This window comes from Sulfitobacter sp. UBA4523, assembly GCF_002388305.1.
GTDB classification, from domain to species: Bacteria; Pseudomonadota; Alphaproteobacteria; order Rhodobacterales; family Rhodobacteraceae; genus Sulfitobacter; species Sulfitobacter pontiacus.
In genome coordinates this window covers 394-17,152 of sequence record NZ_DGMH01000039.1, presented here as the reverse complement: position 1 = coordinate 17,152, position 16,759 = coordinate 394, and the positions used below count along the sequence as shown (strand labels likewise).

16 protein-coding genes are annotated in these 16,759 nt (G+C 60.9%); 5 read left to right on the top strand and 11 right to left on the bottom strand.

Annotation, left to right across the window (positions count from 1 at the left end):
• From flgK to B3849_RS09580, 3 genes are all read right to left on the bottom strand, one after another.
• Positions 1-1,419, bottom strand: coding sequence for a flagellar hook-associated protein FlgK (gene flgK, locus B3849_RS09590; RefSeq protein ID WP_278425750.1), 1,419 nt, complete (start codon positions 1,417-1,419; stop codon positions 1-3).
• A 26-nt stretch (positions 1,420-1,445) separates the two neighbouring features.
• Positions 1,446-2,747 (bottom strand): flagellar hook protein FlgE, encoded by a 1,302-nt coding sequence (locus tag B3849_RS09585; protein ID WP_005849017.1) that lies wholly within the window; start codon positions 2,745-2,747, stop codon positions 1,446-1,448.
• 129 nt (positions 2,748-2,876) lie between these two features.
• Positions 2,877-4,694, bottom strand: a complete 1,818-nt coding sequence (locus B3849_RS09580) for a tetratricopeptide repeat protein (RefSeq protein WP_278425751.1) — start codon at positions 4,692-4,694, stop codon at positions 2,877-2,879.
• Between the two features lie 118 nt (positions 4,695-4,812).
• On the opposite strand from B3849_RS09580, the gene B3849_RS09575 reads away from it, so the two are divergent.
• Genes B3849_RS09575 through B3849_RS09555 form a run of 5 tightly spaced genes read left to right on the top strand, consistent with a single transcriptional unit; the run spans position 4,813 to position 8,251 of the window.
• Positions 4,813-5,544 (top strand): flagellar hook-basal body complex protein, encoded by a 732-nt coding sequence (locus B3849_RS09575; RefSeq protein WP_278375726.1) that lies wholly within the window; start codon positions 4,813-4,815, stop codon positions 5,542-5,544.
• A 21-nt stretch (positions 5,545-5,565) separates the two neighbouring features.
• Complete coding sequence (gene flgG, locus B3849_RS09570) at positions 5,566-6,351, top strand: flagellar basal-body rod protein FlgG (protein ID WP_005849013.1); 786 nt, start codon at positions 5,566-5,568, stop codon at positions 6,349-6,351.
• Between the two features lie 12 nt (positions 6,352-6,363).
• Positions 6,364-7,047, top strand: coding sequence for a flagellar basal body P-ring formation chaperone FlgA (flgA, locus tag B3849_RS09565; RefSeq protein ID WP_005849011.1), 684 nt, complete (start codon positions 6,364-6,366; stop codon positions 7,045-7,047).
• Positions 7,044-7,781, top strand: coding sequence for a flagellar basal body L-ring protein FlgH (locus tag B3849_RS09560; protein WP_005849010.1), 738 nt, complete (start codon positions 7,044-7,046; stop codon positions 7,779-7,781). The genes flgA and B3849_RS09560 overlap by 4 nt, the downstream gene beginning before the upstream one ends.
• Before the next feature lie 14 nt (positions 7,782-7,795).
• A complete protein-coding gene (locus B3849_RS09555) occupies positions 7,796-8,251 on the top strand; it encodes a flagellar biosynthesis protein FlgH (protein ID WP_278425752.1) in 456 nt (151 codons plus the stop codon).
• A 9-nt stretch (positions 8,252-8,260) separates the two neighbouring features.
• On the opposite strand, the gene B3849_RS09550 is transcribed toward B3849_RS09555, so the two are convergent.
• From B3849_RS09550 to B3849_RS09515, 8 genes are all read right to left on the bottom strand, one after another.
• Positions 8,261-8,911, bottom strand: coding sequence for a flagellar hook assembly protein FlgD (locus B3849_RS09550; RefSeq protein ID WP_286780052.1), 651 nt, complete (start codon positions 8,909-8,911; stop codon positions 8,261-8,263).
• Positions 8,912-8,945: 34 nt separating this feature from the next.
• Positions 8,946-10,394, bottom strand: a complete 1,449-nt coding sequence (locus B3849_RS09545; RefSeq protein ID WP_278425754.1) for a flagellar hook-length control protein FliK — start codon at positions 10,392-10,394, stop codon at positions 8,946-8,948.
• Position 10,395: 1 nt separating this feature from the next.
• A complete protein-coding gene (locus tag B3849_RS09540) occupies positions 10,396-11,067 on the bottom strand; it encodes a sigma-70 family RNA polymerase sigma factor (protein WP_278425755.1) in 672 nt (223 codons plus the stop codon).
• A gap of 126 nt (positions 11,068-11,193) precedes the next feature.
• The gene (locus tag B3849_RS09535) at positions 11,194-12,477 is read right to left on the bottom strand and encodes a TRAP transporter large permease (RefSeq protein ID WP_009824360.1); all 1,284 of its coding nucleotides are present in this window, start codon (positions 12,475-12,477) and stop codon (positions 11,194-11,196) included.
• Positions 12,470-12,991 carry a TRAP transporter small permease gene (locus tag B3849_RS09530; protein ID WP_278425757.1) on the bottom strand — a complete coding sequence of 174 codons (522 nt, stop codon included), beginning with the start codon at positions 12,989-12,991 and terminating at the stop codon, positions 12,470-12,472. The genes B3849_RS09535 and B3849_RS09530 overlap by 8 nt, the downstream gene beginning before the upstream one ends.
• 52 nt (positions 12,992-13,043) lie before the next feature.
• Entirely contained in the window at positions 13,044-14,024 is a 981-nt protein-coding gene (locus B3849_RS09525; RefSeq protein WP_180829488.1) for a TRAP transporter substrate-binding protein, read from the bottom strand.
• An 88-nt stretch (positions 14,025-14,112) separates the two neighbouring features.
• On the bottom strand, positions 14,113-14,994 hold the full coding sequence (locus tag B3849_RS09520) for an NAD(P)-dependent oxidoreductase (RefSeq protein WP_278425758.1): 882 nt from the start codon (positions 14,992-14,994) through the stop codon (positions 14,113-14,115).
• Positions 14,995-15,024: 30 nt separating this feature from the next.
• Entirely contained in the window at positions 15,025-16,512 is a 1,488-nt protein-coding gene (locus B3849_RS09515; RefSeq protein WP_286780051.1) for an aldehyde dehydrogenase family protein, read from the bottom strand.
• Between the last annotated feature and the right edge of the window lie 247 nt (positions 16,513-16,759).

Here is a 16,759-nt window from a genome sequence, read left to right as displayed (position 1 = left end):
TCATACCGCTGCGATTAGCGTGTCGATCATCTCTGACACGGCTGTAAGCACTCTGGAGTTTGCCGCATAGCTTTGTTCGATCAACAGCAGTTGCTGCATCTCGTCGTCAATATTCACACCCTCGGAATTGCGCCGAGCCGACATCACGACCTCGGCCGCAGAGGCCGCGGCGTTAAAGTCATTCTCTGCCCGCGCGCGCGTGGCCGCTTGGCTGGTGATCATCTCTGCCGAAAAATCGCGCAAGGTGACCTCGGCGGGAATACCCGTGCCCGTCGACGCATTCATCGCCGTGTCGAGCCCTGCCAGAAAGGCGTTGATCTGCACCGTTTCAGACCCTGCACCGGGGGACGTGGCCCCCAGACCATCACGGATACGCCAAACCTCCGCCTCGCCGGTAGAGGAGATCTTGCTGTTTATTTGCAAACGGCTCGCCAGACCGGTGATATTTGCCGGATCAAACGCGATCCCATTATCTGTGAACAGCCCCGCCTCGCCCGGCGCAAGGCTGGCATCGGCACCCTCAAACGTTTGGATCAGCCCCCGCGCGTATTCGTCCAACTGTTGACTAAACTGCGGTATAGTCTCTCTCTTCAGCTCGGAAAGCCCCGCAAGACTGCCGTGCTGAATACCACGCACACCGTCTTTGAACGGGGTGATGTCCTGATTGCCCGCCATCAAGGTGCCGTCGCTGGGGTTAAAGGTTACATCCTGCACGACGCGCCCCTCCAGCAATGCGGCCCCGCTGACCGTATAAAGGCTGATCGATCCGTTCGAAGACCGATGTATCCGCGTGTCGACGATCCCGGAAATCTGGTCAAGGATCGTGTCGACCTTTTCATCAAACTGCGCGGCCTCCAGCGAACCGGGGGTAAAGCCGCTGCCCGAGGCATTCAGATCGCGCAACTGGTATAGGGCCGTGTTCAGGTCCGCGACTTCATAGCGGATTTCCATATTCACGTCGTTCAACGTCGTCGACAGCGTTGTCGCCGCCCCTTTGACCGACCGCACCAGATCCTCTGCCGCCAGCGCGACGGATGTCTGCGCCCCGTTCGACGACGGCATATTGACCAACGTTGTCAGGCTGTTCTGGAAATCGTTAAATCGGTCTGCGGGCGATGTGCCGTCCCCGGGTTGCCCCAGGTAGGCGGTATAGGTGGTCAGCCCTTCCTGAATAGACTGATACTGCGTCATCCGACTGTTTTCGAGCCGCGACATCCGTTGCAGCGTCGCATCGACCTCGCGGCGGACCTCGCTGATGACGGCACCGCCCTGCCCGCCGCTGGCGGTGACCAGCACCGCCTCGCGCCGGACATAACCGGGGGTCATCGCATTCGACACGTTATCGGCCGCGATCCGCGACTGACCCTGTGTCGTATGCAAACCGGCTGTCGCCGAATTCAGCGCGCCCGAAAGGCTCATGTCATGCTCCGGTCAGACCGTCTGGCTTATCGTTTCAGACGGGTGGTTTCATCCATCATATCGTCGACGGTGGTGATCACTTTGGCATTGGTCGAAAACGCCCGCTGCGCCTTGATCAGGTCGGTCATCTCTTGCGCAATGTCCACGTTAGACCCTTCAAGCGCACCGGCGTTGATCGACCCCACGGTCGAGGAATTGGCCTGCAACGCAGAGAACGACCCTGTTTCACCCGACAGGCGATAGGCGTTGCCCTTCACTTCGACCAGCCCGTTGGGGTTGGCGACGACAGCGACGGGAATGTCATAAAGCGCGCGGCGCATGCCATTATCGAAAACGCCGAACAATGTGCCGTCTTCGGTGATCTCAGTGCGCACCAGCTCGCCCGCGCTGGACCCGTCCCGATCAAACGCGAGGCTGAAATCCCCCGCGAACTGGCTGATCCCGTCAAATGCGCCGGGCTTGCCAAGGGTGATGTCGATCTCTTGCGGGACAACCCCGTTATCAAGGGTGATCGTCGCCACGCCTGTCGCAGGGTCCACGGTAAAGGCGGCCGGTGCCGTCGCGGTGGAATTGATGTTGCTATAGCTCAGCGGAGAGCCCGCCGCTGGTCCGGCGTTGTTGAACTCGATCGTGACACTGCCCAGCCCATTGCCATTCTGATCCGCAATCGCCAGATCCCATGTGTTCGCCGTGGTGCCAGGGGCCCAGGAAAAGCTCACGCGCTGGCTTTCACCCAAGGCGGTGAACACCTCGGACGAGGTGACAAAAGGTGCGCCCGGATCTGCTTGGCCTGTGTCCTGCGATGGCAGGTTGCCAAAGGCGGTGATGGTCGACGTCACGCCGGCAGAGATGTTCAGGTTGCCAATGTTGACCGTTTCCATATCCTTGAAGGACGTCCGGTCGACCGACCCGATGTCCCCTTCCAGCCCGTAGGGGTAGCCCGCAAGATAGTATCCCGCCGCGTTTTTCAGGTTGCCCTGTTCATCCGGCAGGAACGACCCCGCGCGGGTCAGCATGTAGTTGGTCTGCACTGTCTCGTTCGGGTTCATCGACACCGCGAAGAAACCGTTCCCGCCAATCGCCAGATCGGTAGAGGAGTTGGTCGAGATCAGGCCGCCTGCTGTCGCGATGTCCAGCTCTTCAACGGCGTTGACCGACAGGACCCCGTCGCCATTCCCGCCCGAGGCAGTGGTCGTGACCATATGCGCGAACCCGCGGCGGTACCCCACCGTGTTCGAGTTTGCGATGTTCTCGGAGATGCTGCCAACCGCCTTGGAGTTGGCGCGCAGCCCGCTGACACCCGTCTGAAGCGCACTTGAAATGCTCATTTTCCTACCTCGTTGTCGTTCTTGGTATTCTTGCCTAACAGGACAAATAATGGAATTGGTTTAAAGAAGGTTAAATTTTCGCGATTTATTTTTGTCTAACCTTGGTTTAGCCGAAATTTGCAGCCGAGTTCATGGAGATATCCCCGAATTCGCGATGCTTTCAAAGGCATTCTCTAGTTGCTCCAGCCGCTTCGCCGCCCCGCCCGCGCTCAGCGGCAGCACGTTATCGCGCACCTCGGATATGCTATTCGCTAGTGAAATCAGGTCTTTAGACGGCGTGAGACTGGGGAACGAACGCGTCACCTGCTGTAGCGTCTCTTGATCTTCGGACCGATAGGCCGCGATCAACAGGCGTGTGGCATCCTGCAAGGAAAAATCCTGCGGATATGTCCGCCAAAGCTGCGAAAGAACGTCCGCCGCCTGCGGCCAGCGCTCTTCCTCCGACAGCGCGAGCCCCACATCTCGCAAATGCTGCGCCGTTGGCGCATCGACGGACGCCTTCAGCAACGCAGGCTTATCCCCCAGTTTAGAGAGGGTTTGCGCCAGCAAACTCTGATGCGCCTCCTCCATCTCGGGGGCGACGCTTACGTCCATCAACTCCAACGTCAGCCGTGCATCGGCGAATTGCCCGCCCTGCACCTGCGCTTGCGCAAGCTTCATGTTCAGGCGAAAAATCTCGGCCGCGCGGGAGGTGCCTTGTTCTTCCTGCTTTTCTTGCAAGATACGCACGGCACGACGGTATTCCTTGGCCGCCAGATCGGTCGACCCCAGCTTCAGGACGTAGTCACCCAATGTTTCAATCTGCGCCGTGAACCCTTCGGTATAGCGAAAATAGGGCAGCAAACGCAGATGCAGCGCGACCCAAGCCGACAGCGGATACTGCCCCTCGCCCCCCGCCTTATAGATATCTGCCAGCAATTCTTGCGCCTGCGCCTCAACCGGGGCGGCTTCGGCACGTTCGGGGAACCGCAGCAGAATACGGCCAAGGGTCAACACGGCTTCGGGGTGGTTGCCCAATGCGTGATACACCCGTTCAAGCCGGCGCAATACTTCCAGCTCGTACCGCCCGCCGCGCCACGCCTCTGATCCGCCCTCTAGGGTCGATTGTGCCGCCAGCAGCGCGCCTCTTCCGCCATCGGCAAGCGCCATATCCGCCACCGCCAAACGGGCGCGCACGGCGTATTGGTCCCAGCCCTCTGCCGCTTCCAGATAGATCTTGAGCGCGGTCGCCGCGTCGCCCCGCTTTTGCGCAGCCCGTGCACGCAGGAATGTGCCGGATTCGGCCCCGGCCAGCTCTGGCATTTCGTCCAGCAGGCGCAGGGTCGCGTCGACATATTCGCGCTTATCCAGCTCAATCGCCGCTTCAAGCAGCACAGGCAGAACGGCCCGCACGACAGACTCCGGCTGTGTGCTCAGCCCACCAAAGCTTGGCTCGATATTATCCGACAAGCGCCGAACGTCGGAGGTGGCTATCGCGTCCAGACTGGCCCAAAAGGCGCGATCCGGTCGGTTGCCTGCCAGCGGAGACGTGTTGAAAGGGGGCGTTACCGCGGTCGGCGCTTCCCCCGCCAGCAGACGCACCGCGTCGGACAGCGCACGGTGACGGCGCTTATGAACCGGCGTATCAGGGGTCACTTCGGCAAGGATAGAGCCCGCCTCGAACAGCAGCATATGGGCCATATACAGTTCGGCCACATCCATCATCACCCGCGTCTGGTCATTGCCCGGCTGGCTGCCGAGCTTGGCGATGCTGTGCCGCAAATCATCGCGCAACCCGTCCGGAGACCAGCGCCGCAAATCCAGATCCCGCCGCCATGTCTGCCCTGCGTCCAACGCGCTGTGATCCAGCGTATCAACCACATCAGAGGGCGCGGCCACAAGTACACCCGCCGGAACCGCAAGAACCAGCAACGCCTTAACCACCGATATGCAAATATACTGGCGCACACCTATCCTTGAGAGTGTAAATAGAACTTGCCTTATCCTTGTATTCATGAAAATTTGTATTTGCAATGACATGTACAATGCGTTTTTTCGTGATGCTTCAGCACCGCCGGAGGATGAGATGACCAATATCAGTTATGTGGCGCTTTCTCAGGCAACCGTGCTGACCCGCAACATGGACACGACGGCGCATAACCTCGCCAACGCCACGACCTCGGGCTACAAGGCGATCCACCCCGTGCTTGAATCCATACCCGATGGCAGCGGCGATAACGCGATCAACTATGTGCGCGAAAGCGGGACGTACCTTGAACTTGCCGACGGCCCGTTGATGCAGACCGGCAACCCGATGGACATCGCCGTGGCCGGTGATGGCTGGCTCAGCTTCCAGCTGCCCGGCGGTGAAACCGGCTACAGCCGTCACGGGCGCCTTGTTGTGGATGTGGACGGCCAATTGAAAACCGCAGGCGGTATGCCCCTGCTTGGCGTGGGCGGCGGGCCTGTCGTGCTGCCCGATGATGTGGGGGACGAGGTGGTGATCACCACCAGCGGCACCGTGACCAACCCCCAAGGCGCGGTGCTTGGCGCGGTCAGCGTTGTCGCGATCAACGAGGCGGCGCAGATGCTGCCCATGGGTGCGGGCATGTACCAGTTGCCCCCGAACGCAGGTCAGCCGCAGCAGATGGAGAACCCGCAGGTCAAGCAGGGCTTTATTGAGGGCAGCAACGTGAACGCCGTCCTTGAAATGACCCGTCTGATCGACATCCAACGGGCCTACGAGAATTCGGTCAAACTGATGGGGTCGGACGATGATCTGACCCGCACGGCCATCCAGAAACTTGGGCGCGTATAACGCCGCCGGAAGGAGCATAAGATGAAAGCACTCGGGATCGCGGCCACGGGCATGTTGGCGCAACAGACCAACGTTGACGTCATCGCCAACAACATCGCCAACGCCAACACCACCGGCTTTAAAAGCGGGCGCGCCGCGTTTCAGGATCTGGTCTATCAAAGCTTTGCGAGCGCCGGATCACTGACCTCCGAAGAAGGCACTGCGCGGCCTGTAGGCACTGATATCGGCTTGGGCGTGCAGGCGGCGGGCGTGATCCGTCACAACATCCAGGGCGGCTTGATCCAGACCGAAAACCAGTTGGACCTCGCGATCGAGGGGCGCGGCTATTTCACCGTGAACCGTCCCGATGGCACCCAGGCCTTTACCCGCGACGGGAACTTCCAGCTCAGCGCCGAAGGCCAGCTGGTCACTCTGAACGGCTATGAGGTCGAGCCCGCGATCATCGTGCCCGAACTGACCCGTCAGGTCGAAATCAACCAAGAAGGCGTGGTCATGGCCTATGTTGAAAACGACCCTGAGCCGGTGGAACTGGGCCAGTTGAACTTTGCGACCTTCCTGAACGAAGCGGGCCTGAAACCCGTCGGTGACAACTTAATGGAGCAGACCGCCGCATCGGGTGAGCCTGTACAGAACGTCCCCGGCACCCCCGGCGTCGGCATCACGCGGCAGGGATATCTTGAACAGTCGAACGTCAACATCATCCAGCAGATCACCGATCTGATTTCGGCACAGCGCGCCTACGAGATGAACTCCAAGGCGATCGAGACCGCCGATCAGATCATGACCACGACGAACCAGATCAAGTAACGGGTTGAACCGATGAAACGTGTTGCCATTGCCCTTTTCGTGTTGTTCCAGCTTGCCGCCGCTCTTGTGGTGGCGGGCCCTGTGCTTGCACAAGCCGTGCCCGTGACCGACCTGATCGAGGAACGCGCCGTCGCCGAACTGGGTGCCACTTTGCCCGCGAAAGCCAAGCTGGATATCCGCATGGCCGAGGGGATGATCAAGAAGGGCAACTTCGTGCAGGAGTTCTGGATCGACCCTGACTCGGGCCAATTCATCGCAAATGTGGTCACCGACAGCGGTGTCCCGCAACGCGTATGGGGGCTGGCGATGGTGACATTGACCGTGCCTGTTCCCAACCGGCGCATCGTGCCCGATGAAATCGTCCGCGCCCAGGATGTGTCTCTGGTTGAAATGCCGATGCAGCGGGTCGGCAGCTATGCGATAAATGAATATGAACAACTCGTCGGCCAGCAGGTGCGTCGTATGCTGGTCACTGGCCGCCCCGTCCCGCGCAATTCGGTCATGCCGCCCCGTATCATCAGCCGCGGTGAAAAGGTCAAAATCCGCCTGACCCACGGCGGGCTGCAGCTAACGGCCAAAGGACGTGCCCTGGATGATGCCCATAAGGGTCAGGAACTGCGCGTCGTCAACCTTTCCAGCAACAAGGCCCTGTCGACCATCGCGATGGCAGCAGGCGTCGTCGAGGTCGTACAATGACATCCCTTCGTTTTCCTGCTCGGCTCGGCTGCCTGCTTGCAGCTTCGGCGCTTTTTCTGGCGGCCTGTGGTGATTTTCAGGAAACCCACAACCCCACAGTCAGTGATCTGACGCTGAGCCCCGACCACATGGGCGAGGTCAACCGCGTGAGCATCCCGATGCCCCTGCCCAAAGCGCCTGAACAGCCCAAACGCGCCGATCAGGCCAGCCTCTGGAGCAATTCAACACCGCGTCTGTTTCAGGACCGTCGCGCCGGCGACGTGGGCGATCTGGTCACCGTTCTGATCGATATCGATGACCGCGCGCAGTTGCAAAATGCCACAGGGCGCAGCCGATCCTCCTCCACTGGGGTGGACGACCCCGATATCCTGAACTTCGACACCTCGACCGACAGCGGGCAGCTGATTGGCCTGTCGAGCAGTTCGTCCAGCGAAGGCGAAGGGTCGATCCGCCGGAACGAGACCATACGCTTGCGCGTGGCCGCCCTTGTGATCCAGACCCTACCCAACGGGAATTTTGTGATCGCCGGACGGCAAGAGGTCAAGGTGAACAACGAACTGCGCGAGCTGCGCATCGCCGGCATCATCCGTCAGTCCGATATCAACGTCGGGAACACCATCGACTATGACAAAATCGCCGAGGCGCGGATCACCTATGGTGGGCGCGGGCAGATTTCGACGGTGCAAACCGCGCGCTACGGTCAGGACGCGCTTGAAGTGTTCCTGCCCTACTAAGGCGGGACGCGGGCGTGATCAAATACATCATCATCGTCGTTTGCGTGATTGGTGCGGGGGCCATGGGCTATGTCGGGGAACGCTTTATGCGGCCAACGACATCAGCCCCCTCGGATCAGGCGGCCACGCAAGAGCTGATGTTCAAGATGCCTTTGGGCAAATTCACCATGCAAATCATCCAGAGCCGCAAAATCCTGCATCTGGTGTTTGACATGGATGTCTATGTCATGGGGGCTTCGTCGTTTCACGAGATCAACGGTGCCGTCGGGCGCGCCCGTTTGCGTGACGCAACCGTGTCAGCGATCGCCGAGCTTGCGGAAACCGACCTGAGCCTCGCCCAACCGATAGAAGAAGAAGCCCGCAAAGCAGAGCTTGCCGCGCAAATCGTGCGCAAGCTCTACGTTAATTTCCCAGCAGTACGTACGGCACGGCTGAACAGCTTTTACGCCAATACCAGCCTGCGCAACTGACGGACCTGATCAGCTCGCCGATTTTACCGTGATCGACGACGCGGTTTCGCCGCCGTCCAGACCAAAGATGATCTCTCCCTCGCGGAAACGTACATCTTCGACGCGAGCACTGCGCGACGGCTGGATCGCGATATTGTTGCCAGCGGCATCTTTCGCCGTCAGCACCACGGTGTATTTCCCCGCCAACTGCGCATTGCCGTAATCGTCCTTGCCGTCCCACCCCAGCGGGTTCGTGGTGCCGGATACTGTGGACAGGCCGTTGATCGTACGCACATTGCGCCCCAGCGGATCATAGATTTTCGCGGTGACCTCGGCTGCGCCGGCCCCCACCTCGTAGGAGGTCGAGGTCGTGCCATCTTCCAGCATCACCACATCGGATTGCACCGTGACATCGCGCCCCAGAAGATCGGTGCCCCCCAAATTCAGCAAGCCGCTGATCTGGCTGGTCAATGTCTCTAGCTGCGTGTTTGTCTGCACCGCTTGTTCCACCTGCGACAACTGCGCAAGCTGTGCGACAAACTGCGTGCTATCGACCGGCTCAAGCGGATCCTGGTTCTGGATCTGCGCGGTCAGCAGGGTCAGGAACTTGGTATAATCCTCGCCCAACTGGCCCAGTGAATCCTGCGCCGAGCTTTGGTTCGTGCTTGTGAAATTGTTCAACAGTGTCTGGCTTGTCAGCATGGATCACACCCCCTTAGGTGAGAATATCAAGTTGTCCGTCATCCACCACATTTTTGTGTTGAACGCCAGCGGTCACAGGGCCTGCGCCGTCATCAATGCCCCCACCGAACCCCGCGGCAGAGCGGTGTTGATCGCGCGCACCCTCGTCCGAGAATCCCTGCTGGAATTCAAAGCTGCCCGCATCGGTAAACCCGAGCCCCTGCGCTAAAAGCTGGCGCTCATCACGCAGCGTTTGCAGCACGGCAGGGTTTTCGACACGGACCACAACGCGGGTGCCGCTGTCCTTGTCGGTGACGACCTCGATCTCGATTTGCCCCAACCCCCGCGGATGCAAGCTGACCGAGGTGCGGCCCTCTTTCGCCTCGACGGCCTTCACTTGCGAGATCAGCGCATCGGCAAAGGGTTTCGGTGCAGGTTTGGCCTGCGTCTCGGCACTTGGCGCGGCGGCTTTCAGATCGCTTGCTTGGTCGGCGAGGATCAACGCGTTGCTTTCCACGGGCTGCGCCTGAACCACCTCGGCGGGCCGGAAGGTCGCGGTGACATCAACGGGCGCCTTGCCCTGTGTGGCTGCGCCATTCTGCCCTGCGTTCAAGAAGGTCGGCTGCTCTGCCCCGAAGGCGGCCTGGCGCAACGGCGCGACGGGCGTATCCGCGTCGATCGATGGTTCTGGCGGGGCGGTTCCCTCAACAGCGGCCGCGGCTTGGGGTGCTGCACGCGGCGGGGTCGAAACCTTGTCACTAACCTGCGGTTTAGGGACGGGTTGCACCCCCGCAACCACCTGCGTTTGCGCAACGCTTTGAACCTCTGCCGTAGCAGCGATTGGTTGCTGTGCCGCTACTGCTGTCGCGGGGGCAGCAACGGACTGCGGCACAACAGAGGCTTGCGGTGCGGGTGCCGCGATTTTGACATCGGTTTTCGCCTCGACAGGGGATAGCACCGTAGGTGCAGCCGTTTCGGGCGCGACCTTAACAGCGGTTTGCGTCACGTTGGCCGCTACCGCGTCAGCGGCCAAGGATGGCGCGGCCAACGGCAACTGAGGGTCTGCGTCGCCCGCGACACCTTGCACGAACGTCTGTGGCACAGCGACTGCGGGGGCGCTGACCGTGGTCGCGGTGGTTACCGCCCCCGTTGCTTGAGCGGTCGCCCCCTCGCCCGTCGGTTGGGCGGCCGACATCAGACCGGTGAAGGATGCCTCCATCGACAGGGCCGTCGGATCGCCCGCTTGCTCTGTGGTCGGGGAAAGCCCCAGCACATCTGCCATCGCCTCCGGGGTGGTATCGTCACTACCCAGCAGAATAGGCTCACCATCGGGGCCGAGGGTGAAGGGCGGCACCGCAGCACCTGCCTCGCCAATTGCGACGGTCCCCATCAGCGCGGCGAACCCTTCGGGCACGGCGCTGGAGCCCTTGCCGGTTTTCACGCCAGCCTGCCCCGTCATCAATGCGGATAGAGCGACATTCATCTCAGTGCATCTTGCTTGTCATGACGCCACGCGCCGCGAGCTCATACTTCAACCGCGACATCGCGCGGCGTTCGATCTGGCGCAGCTTGGCGGGGGTGACCTCCATCCGCGTGGCAAGATCCTGAATGCTTTCGGGGGGCTGCTGCAAGGTCCGTGCCCCCAGCACCTCGCGGTCCATCGGCTGAAGCCGTTCCATCGCCTCAAGCAGTCGCGCGCGGATCAGGGTTTGCGACGACTGCGCGATCACGGCCTCTTCGGGGTTGGGGTCTTCCGAGGCCAGCAGCGCAAAGCTGTCATCATCGTCGATGGAATGCTGCACCGTTTTCTGCACGCCCGCCGGAGTCTCGACAATGGCGCGCAGGTGGTTGCGGGCGGTCATCGTGGCGTTCTTGACCCACCATTTCGCATAGGTCGAAAACCGCACATCCCGATCCAGATCAAACAGATCGGCGGCGTGGATCAGCCCCAGTATCCCTTCGGAGATCAGGTCTTCGCGTTCGGCCTGATCATCGCTGAGCTTGCGCGCCCAGTAGAACACGATACGCGCATGGGACAGCACCAAGGATTCAAGCGCGAACTTATCTTTGCTAACCTGCCAATCCTTTAACAGGACACGTTCATCTTCCAACGCCAACATCGGCGCATTGCGCGCTGCTGCATAAGTTATTGTCATTGCCTGCCCAACTTTTTCCCCAACATGACCACACTTCACGAATCTGGGAAAGTTTATTTTGCTTAAGGCACGGTTAAATTGGGTTTTATCCTTGGCAAACAACCCGATATCAAAGGACAGTTCCCCCTAGAACCCGCTAAGCGTCGGCAACCACGTGGACAGCGCAGGGATAAAGGTGATCAACAGCAACGCCCCCATCAGTGCGATAAAGAACGGTGGCATTTCCTTGATCAGGGCCGATGGCTTGATGTTCACCGCCGACGAGACGACAAAAATCAGGCTGCCCACCGGCGGTGTGGTCAGACCAAGGGTCAGGTTCACAATCACGATAATCGCGAAATGATCCGGGTCGATCCCAAGCGCAAAGCTGATCGGCGCAAGGATCGGCACAAGGATCATCACCCCGGGCAGCGGGTCCATGAACAGGCCAAAGACCAGCAACAGCGCATTCACCGCCAGCAAAAAGACAATCGGCGACAGATCCCAGGCAATGATCGTCTCTGCCAGAAACTGCGGCACGCCTTCGATGATCAACACCCAGGCAAAGGCCCGCGCCGCGCCAAGGATCAACAGCACCGCCCCCGACACCAGGGCCGCGCGCAGGATGATTGCGGGCAGATCCGCGACCCGCAGCGACCGGTAGACGAACATGCCGACGAACAGCGCGTAGAAGACCGCGATCACCGACGCCTCGGTCGGGGTGAACACACCAAAACGGATACCGCCGACGATCAGCACCACCAGCATCAGCGCGGGCAGCGCGTATAACGCGATCCGCGCGATCTCTGCCAAGGGGGGCATCGGCGCGCCGCTGGCATAGCCGCGTTTGTGGCTGACCCGCGCATTGGCCAGCAGCACCGCTGCGGTGATCAGGATACCCGGCAGCACACCCGCCATGAACAGCGACCCGACCGATACCTGCTGGTCCTGCATGGCGTAGATAATCATCGTGATCGACGGCGGGATAATCGGCCCCACGACCGAGCTCGAAATGGTCAACGCACCGGCATAGGCACGGCCATAGCCACCCTTCTCCATCATGCGGATCATCATCGTCCCCGGCCCCGCAGCATCGGCCAGCGCCGAGCCGGAGATCCCCGCGAACATGGCAGAGCTGACGACATTCGCATGACCCAAGCCCCCTTTCAGATGCCCCACCAGCGATTGCGCCAAGCGCAGCATCGCAAGGGTCACCGCCCCGCCGGTCATGATCTCTGCCGCGAGTATAAAGAACGGCACCGCCAGCAGCGGGAAACTATCAAGGCCCGAGAACATCTCTTTCACCACAACGAGGTTGGGGTAGGACGACCCGAAGCTCAGCGCGACAAAGACGGATATCGCCATCGCAAAGGCCACGGGCAGACCAAGGGCGAGCAGGACGAAAAGCGCGGGAAAAAGGATCTCAGCCATTTGCGCCTCCGGGCAGCGGATCGGCGGTGGCCCCATCCATCCGTTTATAATCCCCCGCCATAATGAAGGGGCGCGCAATCAGCAGCAGGTGGGCGATCAGCAGCGCAAACCCGACCGGCATCGCCGCGTAGACATAAAGGAAGGGCATCCGCAGTGCGGGCGTCACCTGATACTGCATGCGCTGAGCATATTGGATGCCGACGTAGACCATGAAACCGAAAAAGACCAAAAGCCCCAAGGCAATCCCCGCCCGCAGCAGCTTTTGCCCCAAGCTGGGCAGTGCATCCTGTAGGTTGGTGATCGCGACATGCCCGCCGGTGCGCAGCACAAGTCCCGCGCCGCCAAAGGTCATCCAGATCATCAGATAGCGCGCCGCCTCATCCGCCCAAGGCAGCGAATGGGCAGTCACATAGCGCAGGGTGATATTGGCACCGACGATCAGCGTCATTGCCGAAAGTATGAGGATCAGCGCCCAACCGTTCAACGCCACGAAAATGGTTTCCAGTCTCTTCACGGCTTCCCCTCGCCCGATGTCGCCGGCACCCGTTGGATGCCGGCGGTATTGCTCACTCGAAGTTTACGATCGAGTCGACCAGCTCTTGGCCGTAGGTGTCATAGTAGCCCTCATAGGCCGATTTGATCGACGCCTGAAACGCGGCTTTCTCTTCGGCGGACAGGGCGTTTACTTCCATGCCACGCTCTTTCAGCGTTTCCACACCCGAGGTTTCCACATTGTCGACATAGCCCCGCATCGCGGCAGCCGCTTGCGTCGCGGCTTTTTCCATCGCGGCCTTCTGATCATCGTCCAGCCCGTCCCAGAAAGGTTTGGACACCAGCAGCATCGCGGGCGAATAGACGTGGCCCGACAGGGTCAGATATTTCTGAACTTCGTTCAGCTTGACCGAAACGATCACCGACAGCGGGTTTTCCTGACCGTCGATCACACCTTGCTGCAACGACGAAATCACTTCGGGCCAAGCCATCGGCGTGGGGGCGGCTCCCATGGCGTCGAAGGCCGCGAGGTGCACGGGGTTTTCCATCGTGCGGATCTTCAGCCCTTCGACATCGGCAGGCGTGTGGATCGCATTGCGGTTGTTGGTGATGTGGCGAAAGCCCTGTTCGCCCCATGCCAGACCGTGCAGGCCGACAGTGTCGAACTCGCCCAGAATTTCCTGACCGATGGGCCCGTCCAGCACTGCGCGGGCGTGGTCCAACCCGCTGAACAGGAACGGAATGTCAAAAACACCGGTGGAGGGGACGAAGTTCGCCAGCGTGCCCGAGGACACGATTGTTGCCTCGATGGTGCCCAGTTGCAGCCCCTCGATCACTTCGCGTTCACCGCCCAGACCCGAAGACGGGAAATGCTTGAAGCTGAACTGGTCGCCGGTCTCCGCCAGCACGACCTCTTCGAATTTCTGCGCCGCGACGCCATAGTGGCTGTCGGGGGCCAGAGCATAGCCGATCTTGATCTCGGTCTGCGCGGCGGCAGCACCCGCCAGCGCGACAAAGGCGCTTGCGGCCGCAAAATGTGTCAGATTGAATTTCATGGTAACCTCCCAGTAACCTTGTGGATGTGCTATCTAAACCCACCAAAGCTGACAAGATGCAGCCCTCGTGGCACCGCGCAACGCTGCCTTAGCCCTGCGCGGATTTCCGGAACAACTTTACCAGCTCGGGCACATAGGCCTGACCATGCCCCGCCTCGACCGTTCGGGCGAGCGCGGCAGAGACGTTATCGGCGACGGTCTGTTGCGCCCCCGATGCGGTCGACATGGCACGGTAATAGTCGATGTCTTTTTGTGCATTGCTGACGAAAAACGGCAGCCCTTCGCGGTCGCCTTGCGTGATGTAGGGGGCAAGGCGGTCCAGCGCGACACTGGCCCCGCCCCCGCCAGCCAGAACATCCACAAAGACCTGCGGATCGATCTGCGCATCGGCGGCCTGCGCTGCGGCCTCGGCCAGCAGGGTCATGAACCCGACCGACACATAGTTATGTAGCAGCTTTAACCGGTGCCCGTGGCCAAGCGCCCCGACGTGGTCGACCGTATCGGTAAAGCTTACCAGCACGGGCCGGACCTTTTCCAGCACCGCCGCGTCGCCCCCCACCAACAGGTTCAACGCCCCGTCATGGGCATGTTTCGCCGTGCGCGTCATCGGCGCATCCAGGTAGGCCCCGCCCGCGGCCTGCACCGCGTCGCCCATACGCAGGGTGCTGTCGGGCAGCGCGGTCGAACAATCGACAACCACCGCACCGGGTTTCAACGCCGACACCAGCCCGTGATCGCCGGTGACAATCGCCTCCACCTGAGGCGATCCGGTGACGCAGAGTATGATCACATCACTCACCGCCGCCAGCGCGGCAGGCGTGTCATACGCCACCGCACCAAGGCCCGTAATCTCGTCTACCGGCTGGTTGCCGGGGTGATCCAGAAAGCCCAGTTCGAACTTGCCCTTGCGCAAGACGTTCCGCGCAATGCCGTGGCCCATCAGACCGACACCGATAATGCCAACTTTCATCGCGTTCCTCCCTTTGTCCCGCAGCGCGGTTTAATCCGCGTTGATCCAGATCGCTTTGGTGTCCAGATATTCTTCCAGATGCTCGGTCCCGCCTTCGCGGCCATACCCCGACATCTTGACCCCGCCAAATGGCACCGCTGGATCAATGGCGTGATACATATTCACCCAGACCGACCCTGCTTTCAGCCGATGCGCCAGCTTGTGCGCCGTCCCCAGATTGGTCGAGAATACACCAGCAGCCAGCCCATAGGGGGTGTCGTTGGCGCGGGTCACGACCTCGTCCAGATCATCGAACGGCAGCGCGGAAATCACGGGGCCGAAGATCTCTTCGCGGGCGATGCGCATGTCGTCGGTGACGCCGCCAAAAACGGTGGGCTGAATGAAATGCCCACCCTCCAGCGCCGCCCCTTCGGCACGTTGCCCGCCGGTCAGAACCGTTGCGCCCTCGGCCGGACCGTCCGACAGGAAACCGGCGATCCGTTCGGCCTGACGGGCCGAGATGATGGGTCCGATATCCGTGCCCTCGTCAATCCCCTGCCCGATCTTCAGACCCGCGGCAAACTCCGCCACACGACGGGTGAATTCATCATGGATCTCACGCGCCACAAACAACCGCGATCCGGCGATGCAAATCTGACCCGAATTGGCAAAGACCGACATGGCCGCGACCGGCACCGCCTTGTCGATATCCGCATCCTTACAAACGATGACCGGCGATTTACCCCCCAGCTCAAGCGAGACTTGTTTCAACGTGCCCGTTGCCGCGCGGGCAATCGCCTGACCGGTGGCGGTTGAACCGGTGAACACGATCTTGTCCACATCCGGATGCGCCGCCAGCGCGGCACCGGCATCGGCCCCCAATCCGGTCACCACATTCAGCACCCCGTCGGGCAGCCCCGCCTCTTGCATCAACCGCGCGATCATCAGCACGGTCAGCGACGCCTCCTCGGACGGTTTCAACACCACGGTGCAGCCGGTCGCCAGCGCGGGCGCGATCTTCCAGACGGAACCGGCGATTGGCGCATTCCACGGGATGATCGCCCCGACCACGCCCACGGGTTCACGCACGGTGGATGAATAAATCTCGCCGGGGAAGGAGTTCGGGATTGTCTGGCCGTGGATCATCACCGCCTGCCCCGCATAGAACCGCAACATCCCCAACACGCGACGGCTATTGGCCAGCGTGCGCTGGATCGGCATCCCCATATCCAACGTGTCCGACAGACACAGGCGTTCCCATTCTGCCTCGAACTTGTCAGCGATGCGCAGCAGCAGCGCCTGACGCTCGAACGGGGTGAACTTGGCCCAAGGCCCCTCGAACGCCGCGCGGGCGGCTTTTACGGCGGCATCAATATCCGCCGCGCCCCCCTGCGGTACAGTCGCCAGCAAAGACCCGTTCGCCGGATTGCGCGCATCCATCTCTGCGCCCGATTGGGCCGGGCACCATTGACCGTTGATGAACATCGGCCGAAAGCTGCCGTCATACAGCGCGCTCGCCAAAGCGTTCCAGTCTTTCATACGTGTCTCCCTTGCTTTGCAGACCACCGCGTAGATGGCGTCTTTCTGCACCTCGGATCGAGGCGCCGCAAGGTAAGGCAGGCGAATTAATCCAACTTTTTGAAAGTTTTACGGCAAGGGTATGCCCGAATAGCCCGCAAACCTGTGTTTTGTCAGGATATTCGGGCCGTCTCTTTGGTGTTTGCAGGAACGGGCACACCATCAGGCTGCCCGCCCCACGTCAGAACTTGAGCGAGAGACTCGCCCC

Excerpts from the sequence above, each read along its gene's own strand:
- flgK (WP_278425750.1), bottom strand. The coding sequence starts at position 1,419 with ATGAGCCTTTCGGGCGCGCTGAATTCGGCGACAGCCGGTTTGCATACG.
- B3849_RS09585 (WP_005849017.1), bottom strand. The coding sequence starts at position 2,747 with ATGAGCATTTCAAGTGCGCTTCAGACGGGTGTCAGCGGGCTGCGCGCC.
- B3849_RS09575 (WP_278375726.1), top strand. The coding sequence starts at position 4,813 with ATGACCAATATCAGTTATGTGGCGCTTTCTCAGGCAACCGTGCTGACC.
- flgG (WP_005849013.1), top strand. The coding sequence starts at position 5,566 with ATGAAAGCACTCGGGATCGCGGCCACGGGCATGTTGGCGCAACAGACC.
- flgA (WP_005849011.1), top strand. The coding sequence starts at position 6,364 with ATGAAACGTGTTGCCATTGCCCTTTTCGTGTTGTTCCAGCTTGCCGCC.
- B3849_RS09560 (WP_005849010.1), top strand. The coding sequence starts at position 7,044 with ATGACATCCCTTCGTTTTCCTGCTCGGCTCGGCTGCCTGCTTGCAGCT.
- B3849_RS09545 (WP_278425754.1), bottom strand. The coding sequence starts at position 10,394 with ATGAATGTCGCTCTATCCGCATTGATGACGGGGCAGGCTGGCGTGAAA.
- B3849_RS09540 (WP_278425755.1), bottom strand. The coding sequence starts at position 11,067 with ATGACAATAACTTATGCAGCAGCGCGCAATGCGCCGATGTTGGCGTTG.
- B3849_RS09535 (WP_009824360.1), bottom strand. The coding sequence starts at position 12,477 with ATGGCTGAGATCCTTTTTCCCGCGCTTTTCGTCCTGCTCGCCCTTGGT.
- B3849_RS09525 (WP_180829488.1), bottom strand. The coding sequence starts at position 14,024 with ATGAAATTCAATCTGACACATTTTGCGGCCGCAAGCGCCTTTGTCGCG.
- B3849_RS09520 (WP_278425758.1), bottom strand. The coding sequence starts at position 14,994 with ATGAAAGTTGGCATTATCGGTGTCGGTCTGATGGGCCACGGCATTGCG.
- B3849_RS09515 (WP_286780051.1), bottom strand. The coding sequence starts at position 16,512 with ATGAAAGACTGGAACGCTTTGGCGAGCGCGCTGTATGACGGCAGCTTT.